Consider the following 14,049-nt stretch of genomic DNA (forward strand, 5'->3'; position numbering starts at 1 on the left):
AAGGGAGTGCGTCATGAAACCGATGGGTGCTCTTCCTCCGGAGTTCGCTCGGCAAGATGGTCCGCTGAAAATTGGCGGACGCGCGGCTGACGAATGGGCCGCGCAAGCGCGCGATACGCCGCTGTTCGTCTACGACATGGCGATCGTTGCTGCCCGCATCGCGCGCTTCAGGTCGGCGATGCCGGCGATCGATCTCCACTATGCGATCAAGGCGAACCCGCATGCCGACCTGCTGGCCGCGATCGCGCCGTTGGTCGATGGGCTCGACGTCGCCTCGTCGGGAGAACTCGCCAAGGCGCTCGCGGTCAAATCCGCCGCCTCGATCAGTTTCGCGGGGCCTGGCAAGCGTGACGACGAACTTATCGCAGCCATCACCGCCGGCGCCACGCTCAACGTCGAATCGGAAGGCGAGGCGGGGCGTGCGTTCGCGATCGGCGATCGGCTCGGGCTCACGCCGCGGATGGCGGTGCGGGTGAACCCCGATATCGAACTGCGCGGCTCGGGCATGCGGATGGGTGGACGGGCTTCGCCGTTCGGGGTCGATGCCGTGCGGGCGGCGGCGCTGGTGAAGGCGATTGTCGCGGCGGGTGCCGACTGGCGCGGCTTTCATATCTATGCCGGCAGCCAGGCGCTCGATCCCGGCGCGATCATCGAGACGCAGGCCGCGACGATTGAACTCGCCGCGCGGTTGGCGGAGGAGGCCGCCGTCGCGCCGCCACTCGTCAATCTCGGCGGCGGCTTTGGCGTGCCCTATTTCGCGGGGGACGTGGCGCTGGGCGTCGAGCGGGTGGGCGGCGCGCTGGCGGAAGCGCTCGCATCCCGTCCGTCGATCCTGGCCGAAACGCGGTTCGCGATCGAACTCGGTCGCTGGCTCGTCGCCGAGGCGGGCGTCTATCTCACCCGCGTGATCGACATCAAGGCGAGCCAAGGCGAGACCTTCGTCATCGTCGACGGCGGGCTCAACCACCAACTCGCCGCCAGCGGCAATTTCGGCACCGTCGTCCGCCGCAACTATCCGATCGCGGTCGCGGCGCGGATGGGTCACGAAGCGACCGAAACGGTTTCCGTCGTTGGGCCGCTCTGCACCCCGCTCGACCGCCTCGGCGAAAAGATCGCGTTGCCGCGGGTCGCGGTGGGCGACCTGATCGCGATCTTCATGGCCGGCGCCTATGGGGCCAGCGCCAGCCCGACGTCGTTTCTTGGGCATCCACCGGCCGCCGAGATCGTTACTGTGATATAAGGCGCAGTTGCAGTGCCTTGGCGGAGCGTGGTTACGGGTCGCTCCTAACGCTATCTTCACCTGTTACTTGCATAGCGAAGGCCGAGTTAGCCGTGCGTCGAGCAACCGACGGACGGTACGGTGCCAGGAGAAAGTTGCCCATGCGTTCCGGATCTGTATCGAAGTCCCTGCTGACCCTCGGCCTTGCCGCGACCACGCTGGGCGCCTGCACGACCACCGGCACGCGTCCCCAGCTTCCGCCCGCGGCGTTCGTCGCGAACCAGGAATTGCCGGGCGAGGAGTATGTCATCGGCCCGCTCGACCAGCTCAACATCTTCGTCTGGCGCAATCCAGAACTGTCGTCGAAGGTCCAGGTGCGCCCCGACGGCCGGATCACCACGCCGCTGATCAACGACATGCCCGCGGTCGGCAAGACCCCGGCGATGCTGAGCGACGACATCAAGAAGGCGCTGGGGGCCTATATCAAGGACCCGATCGTCTCGGTGATCGTCGAGAATTTCAGCGGCACGTACAGCCAGCAAGTCCGCATCGTCGGCGCGACCGAGAAGCCCGCGTCGATCCCGTACCGCGCCAACATGACGTTGCTCGACGCGATGATCGCGGTCGGTGGGCTCAGCCAATATGCGGCGGGCAACAAGGCCCGGCTAGTGCGCTATGATCGTGCGACCGGCAAGCAGACCGAGTTCGCCTTGCAGATCAACGACCTGCTCAAGAAGGGCGATTCGTCGGCCAATGTCCGCCTTGCGCCGGGCGACGTGATCATCATCCCCGAATCGATGTTCTGAGGCGCCTGGGATGAACGGGATCTACGACGAGGTGCGGATCGCGCTTCATGCGATCTGGACGCGACGCTGGCTGGCGCTGGCGGTGGCGTGGGGCGTGTGCGTGCTCGGCTGGCTGGTCGTGTCGCAGATCCCGAGCCGCTACGAATCGACCGCGCGCGTGTTCGTGCAGATGCAGACGGTGCTGCCCGCCGGGATGGACGGCGTGCCGCAGAGCGTGCCGATGACCGTCGATACGATCCGCACGACGCTGATCTCGGCGGTGAACCTCGAAAAGGTCGTGCGCGGCACCGATCTGGCCAACACCGTGTCCAGCGACCGCGACGTCGCGGACCGGGTCGCGAGCCTGGCGCCGAACATCAAGATCATGTCGCAGCAGGATAATCTGTTCCAGATCACCACCAGCGCGGCCAGCCCGAAACTCGCGCGCCAGATCACGCAGAAGCTGATCGACCTGTTCGTCGAGCAGAATCTCGCGGGCGATCGCTCCAAGACGACTCAGAGCCTCACCTTCCTCGACCAGCAGCTTGCATCGCGGCAGAAGCAGCTCGCCGACGCCGAGGCGAAGCGCGCCGACTTCCAGAACCGGTATCTGGGCGCGCTGCCCGGTACCGGTTCGGTCAGCGACCGGATCGGCGCGGCGCGTTCGCAGATGGCGCAGGTCGATGGCGATCTCGCCGCTGCGCAGTCGAGCCTCGCCGCGGTGCAGGGACAGATGGCGGGAACGCCGGCGACCGTCGCCGGGGCGGTTGGCGTCGCGGGCGCAGCGGGACCGGCGCGCGCGCGTCTCCAGGCGATCCAGGGCCAGCTCGCCGATGCGCGCGCGCGCGGCTATACCGAGAATCATCCCGATGTGGTCGCGCTGAAGAGCCAGCTTGCCGCGGCGACGGCGGCGGCACGCAGCGAGCCTCTCGCCGGGGGTAACGCCGGCGGCAGTGCGCAGAACCCGCTCTACGCCTCGCTCCAGTCGATGGTCGCGGATCGCACCGCCACGGTCGCCTCGCTGCGGATGCGGCGGAGCCAGTTGCAGAGCGATCTCGACCTGCTCAATTCGAAGCTGACCGGGGATCCCGAGGTTGCGGCCGAGCAGGGTTCGATCGATCGCGATTACCAGGTGCTCAAGGACCAGTATGATGCGCTGCTGAAACAGCGCGAGCAGACCGCGCTGGTCGGCCAGGCGCAGTCGCAGAGCGACAACGTCAAGTTCAGCGTGATCGATCCCCCGACGATGCCGACGACACCGAGCGCGCCGAACCGAATGCTGCTACTGACCGGCGTGTTGATAGCGGGACTCGCGGCCGGGATCGGTGCGGCGTTCGCGATGGGGCAGTTGCGGACCACGTTCGCGACGACCGCACGGCTGGAGAAGGCGGCAGGGATGCCGGTGATCGGGTCGATCGGCGAAGTCGTGACGCGCGTGCAATCCGAGCAGCGTCGTCGCAAACTGAAGATGTTCCTGGGCGGCACCGCCGCGCTGGGCGCTGCCTATGTCCTGTTGCTGGGGGTCGAGATCCTCCAGCGCGGACTGGCGGCTTGAGGGGGATGACCGTGACGAAACCAGATCGCGAACCCTCGCTGCTCGAGCGCGCGGCCAAGGTGTATGACTTCACCGAGCATGCCCGGCTTCGCGGCAATGTCGTGCAGCGTGGGCCGGTCGTGGAGCGTGGGCCGGCGGTCGAAGCACCGGTCGAGGACGTGTCGGTCGAACCGCCGGTGCGCGACGAGGTGGCCGCGCCCTCGCACGAGTTCGTCGATCCGACCTTCCTCGCGATTCCGGAGGAACTGCGCGCGCCGGTCGGGGACGAGCTGCCGGACGAGTTCTACTTGCCCGATGCACCACTGGATACCGCGCGGATCGACCGTGGGTTGCTCGCCGCCAATGGCATGATCGTGCCGGGTGCGCCCGTCGGGCCGCTCGCCGAAGAGTTTCGCCTGATCAAGCGGCAGCTGCTGATCGCCAGCGCGCGGATCGCCGAGGGCGAGAGCGCGGACAAGGCGCGGATGATCCTGGTGTGCTCGGCGCGTCCCGGCGACGGCAAGACGTTCTGCGCGATCAATCTCGCGCTGTCGATCGCCGCCGAGCGCGATACCGAGGTGCTGCTGGTGGATGCGGACGTCGCCAAGCCCGATGTCGTCGCGCAGCTGGGGCTCACCGACGGCCCGGGCCTGCTCGATGCGCTCGGCGACGCGCGGATCGACGTCGAGGACCTGGTGATCCAGACCGATGTGCCGCATCTGTCGATCCTGCCCGCCGGGACCAAGACGATCGCGGATACCGAATTGCTTGCGAGCGCGCGCACCAAGTCGGTGATCGCCCGCCTGCTCGAAGCCAATCCGCGCCGCGTCGTGATCTTCGATTCGCCGCCGGCGCTCGCTGCGTCGCCAGCATCGGTGCTGGCGATGCGGGTCGGGCAGGTGATGCTCGTCGTTCGCGCCGATCACACGCCCGAAAACGAACTGCGCGCGGCGGTGAACCTGCTCGACGGATGCGAGCATATCCAGCTCGTTCTGAACGCGGTGTCGTTCGTCCAGGGCGGTGCGCGGTTCGGCAGCTATTATGGGCATGCAGCGTCGTGATGATGAAACGACCGACGATCATCAGGGTCCGGACGCTGGCACTCGCCGGTAGCGCGTCCTTGTTCGCCACGCTCCCTACGACCCCCGTCATGGCGCAAGCGGCACCTGCGGCACAGCCGGCGCGCCGCGTCGTCGTCACGCCGTATGTCGAGGCGAGCCAGACGCTGTCCGCCGACCTGAACGGCGGCGACGTGCTGACCTACACCAGCCTTGCCGCGGGCGTGGACGCTGCGGTCCAAACCCAGCGGATCTCCGGTCAGGTCAGCTATCGGTACGAACACCGTTTCGGCTGGGGCGACCGTCTGGGCGACGACGACATCCATTCGGGCCTCGCGCGCGTCGATGCCCGCATCACGCCGAACCTCACGCTGGAGGGCGCCGGTATCGCCACGCGGTCGCGCTCCGACATTCGTGGCGCGGCGCCCGGCATCCTGGTCGGCAATGTCAGCAACGTCAGCCAGATCTACTCGGTCTATGCCGGCCCCAGCTTCACGAGCAACGCCGGCCCGGTGACGCTGAACGCGAACTACCGCCTGGGCTACACCAAGGTGGAGACGCCGACGTTCAGCGACGCGAGCCTCGGCGGGCAGCGGCTCGATTATTACGACGATTCGATCGGCAACACCGTCACCGCCAGCGCCTCGGTCCGGCCCGGTGCGATCGCGCCGTTCGGGATCACCGTCAGCGGCGCGTATGACCGCGAGACCGCCAGCCAGCTCAAGCAGCGCTATGAGGGCTATTACGGCCGCGGCGACATCCTCCAGCCGATCTCGCCCTATGTCGCGCTCACCGCCGGCGTCGGCTACGAGAAGATCGAGACGAGCCAGAAGGACGCGGTCGTCGATGCGACCGGTACGCCGGTGCTCGATCGCGACGGACGTTTCGTCACCAACGAGGCGTCGCCGCGCCGCGTCGCCTATCGTACCGATGGCATCTATTACGACGCGGGGGTCGTCTGGCGACCCAATCGCCGCACGTCGGTCGAGGGGCATGTCGGGCGCCGCTATGGCTCGCTGAGCTATACCGGCACCGCAACCTATCAGGCATCACAATCCGTCGGCCTCGCGGTCAACGTCTATGACGGCGTGCAGACGTTCGGCCGCCAGCTCCGGACCGGCATCGGCAACTTGCCCACCAGTTTCCTGACCGGCAACCAGCAGGGCTTCGGCCAGCAGTTCAACGGCTGCGTGTTCGGTTCGAGCGGTGCGCAGCCGGGCGGCTGCCTCAACGACGTGTTCCAGTCGATCTCGACCGCAAGCTACCGCGCGCGCGGGATCGACGGCGTGATCAGCGTCACGCGGGGCCGGTCGACCTGGGGCGGGGGCATCGGCTATGCGAACCGCAAGCTATATGCGCCACGGCTCGCGCCGGGCCTGGTCGTCACCGGCCTCGACGACGAAAGCTATTACGGCCAGCTGTTCTACACGCGAAGGCTGACCCCGGTGTCGGGCGTCAGCGCGGACCTGTTCGTCAATTACTACGACAGCGGCGTCGCCGACATCGGCGACGATCTGACCGGCGATGCCGGCGTCTGGTCCTATGGCGGGACGGGAACATATTTTCACAATTTCGGACGGCTCGGCACCACCGCGTCGCTCGGGCTTTACAGCTTCAAGGTCGGTGACCTCGACAGCGACTGGTCGGCGCAGGCGCTGGTCGGTGCGCGGTACCAGTTCTGAAGGCGAGCAGCTTATGTACGATGAACATTATGGACTGACGGGTCGGCCTTTCCAGCTCACCCCGGACCCCAAATTCTGGTTCGAGACCGCCACCCACCGCAAGGCGATGGCGTATCTCGGCTATGGCCTGGCGCAGGGTGAGGGCTTCATCGTCATCACCGGCGATATCGGCGCGGGCAAGACGACGCTCGTCGGCCATTTGATGGACACGATCGACCACCAGCGGCTGAACGCGATCCGGCTGGTATCGACCGCGATCGAGGCGGACGACCTGCTGCGGATCGTCGCGACCGAGTTGCACGTCGATCCGGCGGGACTGACCAAGGCCGAACTGCTGACCGCGATCGAGCGCGGGCTGCACGCGGTGGCGCGGACCGGCAAGCGCACGCTGCTGATCGTCGACGAGGCGCAGGCGCTGCCGGTGTCCGCGCTCGAAGAGCTGCGGATGCTGTCGAACTTCCAGGCGGGTGGCCATGCGCTGTTGCAGATCGTCCTCCTCGGCCAGCCCGAGTTCCGCGATCGCCTGCAAGGCTCCGATCGGCTCGAACAGCTCCGCCAGCGAGTGATCGCGATCCATCATCTCGATCCGATGGAAGAGCATGAGGTGTCCGATTACCTAGCGCACCGCCTGACGGTGGTCGGCTGGGACGGCAATCCCGATTTCGCCGACGATGCATCCGAGGCGTTCTATGCCGGGTCGGCGGGCATCCCGCGTCGCCTCAATCTGCTTGCGGGACGGGTGATGCTTCACGCGGCGATCGAGGATCTGACGGTCATCGACGGCAGCACGGTCCGGTCGGTGCAACGCGATCTCGAGGGCGACCTGCCGATGCTGGCGCGCGACAAGGGCAAGGGCGCGCCGACCTCCGCCGGGCCGGCTTCGACCCCTGTGCCGGCTGCCGAGCCTCTGCGGACCGATCCAGCGATCGAGGACCGTATCGCCGAACTCGAAGCACGGGTCGAGTTGCAGGACATGGCGCTGCGCCGCGTGCTGACGCTGCTGGTCGACTGGGTCGAGAGCGATGACGCCAAACCGGAATACGCCCCGATCCGCGGCGTTTCCGCCTGGCATGATGCTGCCTGAAATGCCTGTTCTCAATGGCCCGGTTATTAATGGCCCTGTTCTGAATGGCATGTCGGTCGATGTTGAGGACTGGTTCCAGGTCGGCGCGTTCGAGAAGGTCATCGACAAGGCCGACTGGGACTCGCTCCAACCGCGCGTCGAGGCGAACACCGACGCTGTGCTCGCGCTGTTCGCCGAGCGCGATACGAAGGCGACGTTCTTCACGCTCGGCTGGGTCGCGCATCGCTATCCTGCGATGATGCGCCGGATCGTCGATGCCGGCCACGAGATCGCCAGCCATGGCTGGGACCACCAGCGCGTCTTCACGATGACGCCGGACGTGTTTCGTGCCGACCTCGTCCGTGCGCGAACCGCGATCGAGGATGCGGCGGGGACGAAGGTCACGGGCTACCGTGCGCCGAGTTTTTCGATCGACCAGCGGACGCCCTGGGCGCATGTCGAACTCGCCGAGGCTGGATACGCCTATTCCTCCAGCGTCGCGCCGGTGAAGCACGATCATTATGGCTGGCTCGACGCGCCGCGCTATGGGTTCAAGCCACTCGCCGACAGCGCACTGATCGAGGTGCCGGTGACGGTCGCCAAGTTCGGGGAGCGCAAGCTTGCCACCGGCGGCGGGTTCTTCCGCCTGCTGCCGGCCGCGATCACGGATTTCGCGGTGCGTCAGGTCAACCGTGAGGATCGCCCGGCGATGTTCTACTTCCACCCGTGGGAGATCGATCCAGCGCAGCCGCGGGTCGATGCGGCGCCGATGCGATCGAAGATCCGTCATTACTCGCGGCTCGGCGCGATGGCGGGCAAGTTGCGCGGGCTGCTCGGCCGCCACGAATGGGGCCGTGTCGATGCGGTCGTCGCGCGCGAAGCGGCCCGGCTGGCGTGACCGCGCCGATGCCCGTCGGGGTGCGCGAGGCGGACCTTCGCGATCCGGCCGAGTGCGCGCGGATCACGGCGTTCGTTGCGACGACCGAGGGCGCCACACCCTTTCATTTGCCCGAATGGAGCCGTGCCGTTCAGGACGGCTGTGGCCAGCGCGCGCGCTATCTGGTTTCCGACGATGCCGGCGGGGCCATCATCGGCGTGCTGCCGCTGACCGAGATGCGCTCGCCGCTGTTCGGGCGTGCGCTGGTGTCGACCGGGTTCGGCGTCGATGGCGGCATTTTGGGGGCGTCGATCGAGCCACTGGCGGCGGCGGCCTGGAACCTTGCGCTGAGGACCGGCTGCCCGTCGGTCGAACTGCGCGGCGGCCCCGCACCGAAGGGTTGGGCGAGCGACGACACCAGCTATCTCGGCTTTGCGCGCGATCTGGCCGTGGACGACGACGCCGAACTGCTCGCGATCCCGCGTAAACAGCGCGCCGAAGTCCGCCGTTCGCTCGGTTTCGATCTTGAGATCGTCACCGGTAACGACCGGAAGCTGCTCGCCGAGCATTACCGGGTCTATGCCGAATCGGTCCGCAACCTCGGCACGCCGGTGTTTCCGGCCAAGCTTTTCCGTAGCGTTGCCAGTGTGATGGATATGGATGTTCTCACCGTACGGCATCAGGGCAGGGCGGTCGCCAGCGTGCTGAGCCTGTACTTCGACGGCACCGTCTACCCCTATTGGGGTGGCGGGACCGACGCAGCGCGCGGGCTTCGCGCCAATGACCGGATGTATTTCGCGCTGATGGCGCATGCGCGGGCGAGGGGGTGCACGCGGTTCGATTTCGGGCGCTCGAAGACCGGCACCGGCGCGGCGGCGTTTAAGAAGAACTGGGGGTTCACGCCCGAACCGCGCTTGTACGCCAAGCGCAGCGACGGGCCGGCGCGCGAGGTCAATCCGCTGAACCCCAAATACGCGCTGATGGTGAAGACGTGGAAGCGCCTCCCGCTATGGGCCGCGACCGCCGCCGGACCGTGGATTTCCCGAGGGCTGGGGTGAGCCTGCTCTTCCTGGCGCACCGCGTGCCCTTTCCGCCCGATCGTGGCGACAAGATCCGCAGCTTCCATATCCTCCAATATCTGGCGAAGCGCACGCCGGTTCATCTGGTGGCGTTTGCTGACGACGAGGCGGACTTCGATCCGCCTGCGGTGTTTACGGAGATGCTGGCAGGTTTCACGATCCTGCCACGTCGCAAGTCGCAGAAGCGTGCTGCGATCGAAGCGCTGGCTGTCGGCAAGCCGGTATCGCTGACTGCGTTCGCCAGCCCGGCAATGCAGGCCGCGGTCGATCGCCTCCTGCCGCAGGTTGGCGGTGTCTACTGCTTTTCGGGTCAGATGGCGCAGTATCTGCCGGTCGACGCGCGGCCGGTCGTGATGGATTTCGTCGATGTCGATTCCGCCAAGTTCGCTGGGTTTGCGGACGATGCGCGAGGCCCGATGCGGTGGATGATGCGCCGCGAAGCGCGGTTGCTGGGGGCTTTCGAGCGAGAGATTGCGGGGCGGGTTTCTGCGAGTCTGTTCGTGAGCGAGGCCGAGGCTGCATTGTTCCGTAAGGGTGGCGCGCGCGGCCGCGTCCTTGCTGTCGAGAACGGGATAGACTCCGCGAAGTTCGACCCTGCGGCTGCCACAACGCCCTTATCTTCCCCCCTCCCTGAAAGGGAGGGGCCGGGGGTGGGTCGGTTTCCGCATATCCGAACGGGCATGGCTCAAGCCGGCCGACCCACCCCCGACCCCTCCCTTCCAGGGAGGGGCGAAGGAGCGCTCATCGTCTTCACCGGCCAGATGGACTACCGGCCCAACATCGACGCGGTAACCTGGTTCGCGCGCGATATCCTCCCGCTCGTCCACCGCCGCCACCCCGCGCGCTTCGCGATCGTCGGCCGCGCACCGACGCCGGCGGTACAGGCGCTCGCCAGCGACCATGTCACCGTCACCGGCGCGGTCGACGACGTCCGTGGCTGGCTCGCCGCTGCGGACGTGTGCGTCGCGCCGCTGAAACTCGCGCGGGGGATCCAGAACAAGGTGCTCGAGGCGATGGCGATGGCGCGTCCCGTCGTCGCCTCCGCCGCCGCCGCCGAAGGGATCGACCACGCCGATACCATCCGCGTCGCAGCGACCGCGCAGGACTTCGCCGATCAGGTGATCGCGCTGCTCGACGCGCCGGACACCGCAGCCATGCTCGGCGCCGCCGCCCGTGTGCAGGTCATCCGCCGCTATGGCTGGGACGCGCGCCTCGCCCCACTCGACGTGCTGCTCGGCCTGACCGCATGACCACCGCGTGGCGCCGACACGGCATCGCGCTGGCGGTCGCGTTCGTCCTGATCCTGCTGATGTTCCGCAGCGACGTCGGTGATCTCGTGCAGATCTGGTGGAACAGCACGACCTTCGGGCATTGCCTGTTCATCGGTCCGGTGGTCGCGTGGCTGATCTGGCAGCGCCGCGCGGAACTCGCCCAACTGACCCCAACCGGCTGGTGGCCGGGGCTGGCGCTTGTCGCGATCGGCGGGTTCGGCTGTCTGCTGGGCGACGCCGGCTCGGTCGGTTTCGCGCGCCAGCTCGGGCTGGTCATGATGCTGCAGGGCGCGGTGGTCACGATCCTCGGACCCAATGTCGCGCGCGGGCTGCTGTTCCCGCTTTGCTACGCGTTCTTCCTCGTGCCGTTCGGCGAGGGCCTCGAACCACCCTTGCAGACCATCACGGTCGCGATCGTCATGCCGCTGCTCCACCTCGTCGGCGTGCCGGCGGTGGTCGACGGCGTGCTGATCCACGCCGGCCGCTATTATTTCGAAGTCGCGGAGGCGTGTTCGGGCGCCAAGTTCGTCATCGCGATGGTCGCGTTCGGGGTGCTGGTCGCCAATCTCTGCTTCCTGTCGTGGAAACGCCGGGCGATCTTTCTGGTCGTCTCGGTGGTCGTGCCGGTCGTCGCCAACGGGTTCCGCGCGTTCGGGACGATCTGGGCGGCGAACCTGACATCGATCGAGGCGGCCACCGGGTTCGACCATATCGTCTATGGCTGGGTGTTCTTCGCGCTCGTGATGGCCGCGGTGCTGGCGATCGGCTGGCGCTGGTTCGACCGTGCCCCCGACGATCCCGCGTTCGATCCGGCGAGGCTCCAGGCGGTGCCACGCCACCGCACCGAGCTGTTGGTCGCCACCGCGCTGGTCCTCGCGACGGTCGCGATCTTCCCGAGCTGGAGCGCCGCCATCGCCGGTCGCGCGCAGCCGCTGCCCGCGCATATCGACCTGCCCGACATCGCCGGATGGCACCGCGTTCCGGTCAGCACGCGCGCGCCCTGGATGCCCTATCATCCCGGCGCGGACCATTATCTGTTCGGCCGCTATGCCGACGGATCGGGCGCGACCGTCGACATGAGCATCGCGGTGTTCGGCAACCAGCATGAGGGCAAGGAGCTGATCGCGTTCGGCACCGGCGTCCTGCGGCAGGAGGATCGCTGGGTCCGGGTCGAGAACCTGCCCGCGATTTCGGGCGGTTCGGCGATGCGGATCACGGCGCCGGGGCCCGTAGAGCGGATCGTCGCGACGTGGTACCGGGTCGGCGACACGACCACGCAGGACGAGACGCTGGTGAAGATCGAGACGATGAAGGCGCGGCTGCTCGGTGGTCCGCAACGCGCGGTGGCGATCCACCTGTCGGTCGAGGGTGCCGATCCGCGTCCGATCGCGCGCTTCCTCGCCGCATTGGGGCCGATCGCTACGGTTGCCGATCGCGCCGCGGGGATGCGCTAGATGTGCGGCATCGCCGGGATCTTCCACCCGGGTACGCCCAAGCCGGTCGATCCCAACCGCGTCCATGCGATGATTGCCGCGCTGGCGCATCGCGGGCCCGACGGCGACGGCATCTGGACCGCGCCGGGCGTGGGGCTCGGCCACCGCCGGCTGTCGATCATCGATCTCGAAGGCTCGCCGCAGCCGATGTCGGACGGCTCGCTGACGATCACCTATAACGGCGAGGTCTATAATTTCGCCGAACTGCGCGACGAGTTGATCGCCAAGGGCGCGATCTTCCGCACCGCAGGCGACACCGAAGTGCTGCTCCACGCCTGGCGCGCCTGGGGGCCGTCGATGCTCGACCGGCTGAACGGCATGTTCGCGTTCGGGATCCACGATTCCGCCGCCCACACGCTGTTCCTCGCGCGCGACCGGATGGGCGTGAAGCCGCTTTTCTATGTCGAATTGGCGGATGGGTCGCTGGCGTTCGCCTCCGAACTGAAGGGCCTGCTCGCGCACCCGCAACTCCGCCGCGTGCCCGATCTGAGTGCGGTCGAGGATTACCTCGCGCTCGGCTATGTTCCCGACGATTCCTGCATCGTCGCGGGCGTGAAGAAGCTGGTCGCGGGGCATTTCCTGCTGGTCGAGCGCGGGCGTCCGGTGCCAAGCCCGCGCAAATGGTGGGACATCGATTTCTCCAACCGCGCGACCGGCTCCGCCAAGGTGCTCGGCGAAGAACTGGTCGACCGGATGCGCGAAGGCGTGCGCTCACGCATGGTCGCCGACGTGCCGCTCGGTGCGTTCCTGTCGGGCGGCGTCGACAGCTCTGCGGTCGTCGCGTTGATGGCCGAAGCGAGCCCCAAGGCGGTCCGTACCTGCACGATCGGCTTCGACGAAGCGGGGCATGACGAGCGCAGCTTCGCCACCACCGTGGCGCGGCGCTTCGCCACCGATCACCGCGAGCGCGTGGTCCAGTCGGGCGACGTCTCGCTGATCGACACGCTGGTCGCGAGCTTCGACGAACCCTTCGCCGATGCCTCTGCGCTGGCGACGTACCAGGTCTGTGCGCTGGCCCGCGAGAGCGTCACCGTCGCGCTGTCGGGCGACGGCGCGGACGAAGCGCTCGCCGGCTATCGTCGCTACAAATTCCAGTCCGTCGAGGAGCGCGTTCGCGGGCTGCTCCCGGCGCATCTGCGCGCGGACGTGTTCGGTACGCTCGGCCGCTTTTACCCCAAGGCCGACTGGGCGCCGCGTCCGCTGCGCGCGAAATCGACGTTGCTCGCGCTCGCGCAAGGGGGGGGCGAGGCGTATGCGCGGTCGGTCGGCGTCACCACGCCCGAGCTGCGCGCGCACCTCTTCACGCCCGGTGCCCGCGCCACGCTCGGCGGGTATCGTGCCGAGGATCGCTATGTCGCGACGATGGCCAATGCACCGGCGCGCGACGCGATCGACCGTGCGCAATATGCCGACATCAAGCACTGGCTGCCCGGCGACATCCTGACCAAGGTCGATCGTACCAGCATGGCGGTAGGGCTCGAAGCGCGTGAACCGTTGCTCGACCACCGGCTGATCGAGTTCTGCGCGACGTTGCCCGCGAACATGCGGTTGCGCCACGGCGAGGGCAAATGGCTGATGAAGAAGGCGATGGAGCCGTATCTGCCGCGCGAGATCCTCTACCGCCAGAAGATGGGCTTCGTGACGCCGATCAGCGCGTGGTTTCGCGAAGCGCTGGCGGGGGAAGCTATCGCGCTCGCCAAATCGCGTACGCTCGGCGAGACGGGGTGGTTCGACATGGCGACGATCGCGCGGATTGCCGACGAGCACCGGATGGGTCGGGGCGAGCATGGGCGGACGTTGTGGCAGTTCGTGATGCTCGAGCGGTCGATGAAGCGGATGTTCGGGTAGGGCGTCTCGAATCCTCCCCCGCAAGGGGGAGGTGGCACCGAAGGTGACGGAGGGGGAGGACACGGAGCGCACGTTTCGCGTGCCTCCCCCTCCGTCTGGCAAGTGCCAGCCACCTCCCCCTGGCGGGGGAGGATCAAGGG

11 protein-coding genes are annotated in these 14,049 nt (G+C 67.5%); all 11 read left to right on the forward strand.

The window, feature by feature from the left end; translation table 11 throughout:
• Positions 1 to 13 precede the first annotated feature (13 nt).
• The 11 genes from NLI89_RS16160 to NLI89_RS16210 all read left to right on the forward strand — a co-directional run bounded on the left by NLI89_RS16160 (position 14) and on the right by NLI89_RS16210 (position 13,909).
• Positions 14 to 1,240, forward strand: a complete 1,227-nt coding sequence (locus NLI89_RS16160; protein WP_254687967.1) for a pyridoxal-dependent decarboxylase, exosortase A system-associated — start codon at positions 14 to 16, stop codon at positions 1,238 to 1,240.
• Between the two features lie 140 nt (positions 1,241 to 1,380).
• Positions 1,381 to 2,025, forward strand: a complete 645-nt coding sequence (locus NLI89_RS16165; protein WP_254687968.1) for an XrtA/PEP-CTERM system exopolysaccharide export protein — start codon at positions 1,381 to 1,383, stop codon at positions 2,023 to 2,025.
• Positions 2,026 to 2,035: 10 nt separating this feature from the next.
• Positions 2,036 to 3,559: an XrtA system polysaccharide chain length determinant gene (locus NLI89_RS16170; protein WP_254687969.1), complete on the forward strand. Its 1,524-nt coding sequence runs from the start codon at positions 2,036 to 2,038 to the stop codon at positions 3,557 to 3,559.
• A gap of 5 nt (positions 3,560 to 3,564) precedes the next feature.
• The gene (locus tag NLI89_RS16175; RefSeq protein ID WP_254687970.1) at positions 3,565 to 4,599 is read left to right on the forward strand and encodes an AAA family ATPase; all 1,035 of its coding nucleotides are present in this window, start codon (positions 3,565 to 3,567) and stop codon (positions 4,597 to 4,599) included.
• Complete coding sequence (locus NLI89_RS16180; RefSeq protein WP_254687971.1) at positions 4,599 to 6,278, forward strand: hypothetical protein; 1,680 nt, start codon at positions 4,599 to 4,601, stop codon at positions 6,276 to 6,278. Before NLI89_RS16175 ends, NLI89_RS16180 begins: the two co-directional genes overlap by 1 nt.
• Before the next feature lie 13 nt (positions 6,279 to 6,291).
• Complete coding sequence (locus NLI89_RS16185) at positions 6,292 to 7,362, forward strand: ExeA family protein (RefSeq protein WP_254687972.1); 1,071 nt, start codon at positions 6,292 to 6,294, stop codon at positions 7,360 to 7,362.
• A 49-nt stretch (positions 7,363 to 7,411) separates the two neighbouring features.
• Complete coding sequence (locus NLI89_RS16190; protein WP_254687973.1) at positions 7,412 to 8,239, forward strand: XrtA system polysaccharide deacetylase; 828 nt, start codon at positions 7,412 to 7,414, stop codon at positions 8,237 to 8,239.
• Complete coding sequence (locus NLI89_RS16195) at positions 8,236 to 9,276, forward strand: FemAB family XrtA/PEP-CTERM system-associated protein (protein WP_254687974.1); 1,041 nt, start codon at positions 8,236 to 8,238, stop codon at positions 9,274 to 9,276. Before NLI89_RS16190 ends, NLI89_RS16195 begins: the two co-directional genes overlap by 4 nt.
• On the forward strand, positions 9,273 to 10,547 hold the full coding sequence (locus NLI89_RS16200; protein ID WP_254687975.1) for a glycosyltransferase: 1,275 nt from the start codon (positions 9,273 to 9,275) through the stop codon (positions 10,545 to 10,547). The genes NLI89_RS16195 and NLI89_RS16200 overlap by 4 nt, the downstream gene beginning before the upstream one ends.
• Complete coding sequence (gene xrtA, locus NLI89_RS16205) at positions 10,544 to 12,022, forward strand: exosortase A (protein WP_254687976.1); 1,479 nt, start codon at positions 10,544 to 10,546, stop codon at positions 12,020 to 12,022. Before NLI89_RS16200 ends, xrtA begins: the two co-directional genes overlap by 4 nt.
• Positions 12,023 to 13,909 (forward strand): XrtA/PEP-CTERM system amidotransferase, encoded by a 1,887-nt coding sequence (locus NLI89_RS16210; RefSeq protein ID WP_254687977.1) that lies wholly within the window; start codon positions 12,023 to 12,025, stop codon positions 13,907 to 13,909.
• The last annotated feature ends 140 nt before the right edge of the window (positions 13,910 to 14,049 follow it).

Origin of the sequence: Sphingomonas faeni (assembly GCF_024273235.1) — a bacterium.
Taxonomy (GTDB): domain Bacteria; phylum Pseudomonadota; class Alphaproteobacteria; order Sphingomonadales; family Sphingomonadaceae; genus Sphingomonas; species Sphingomonas faeni_A.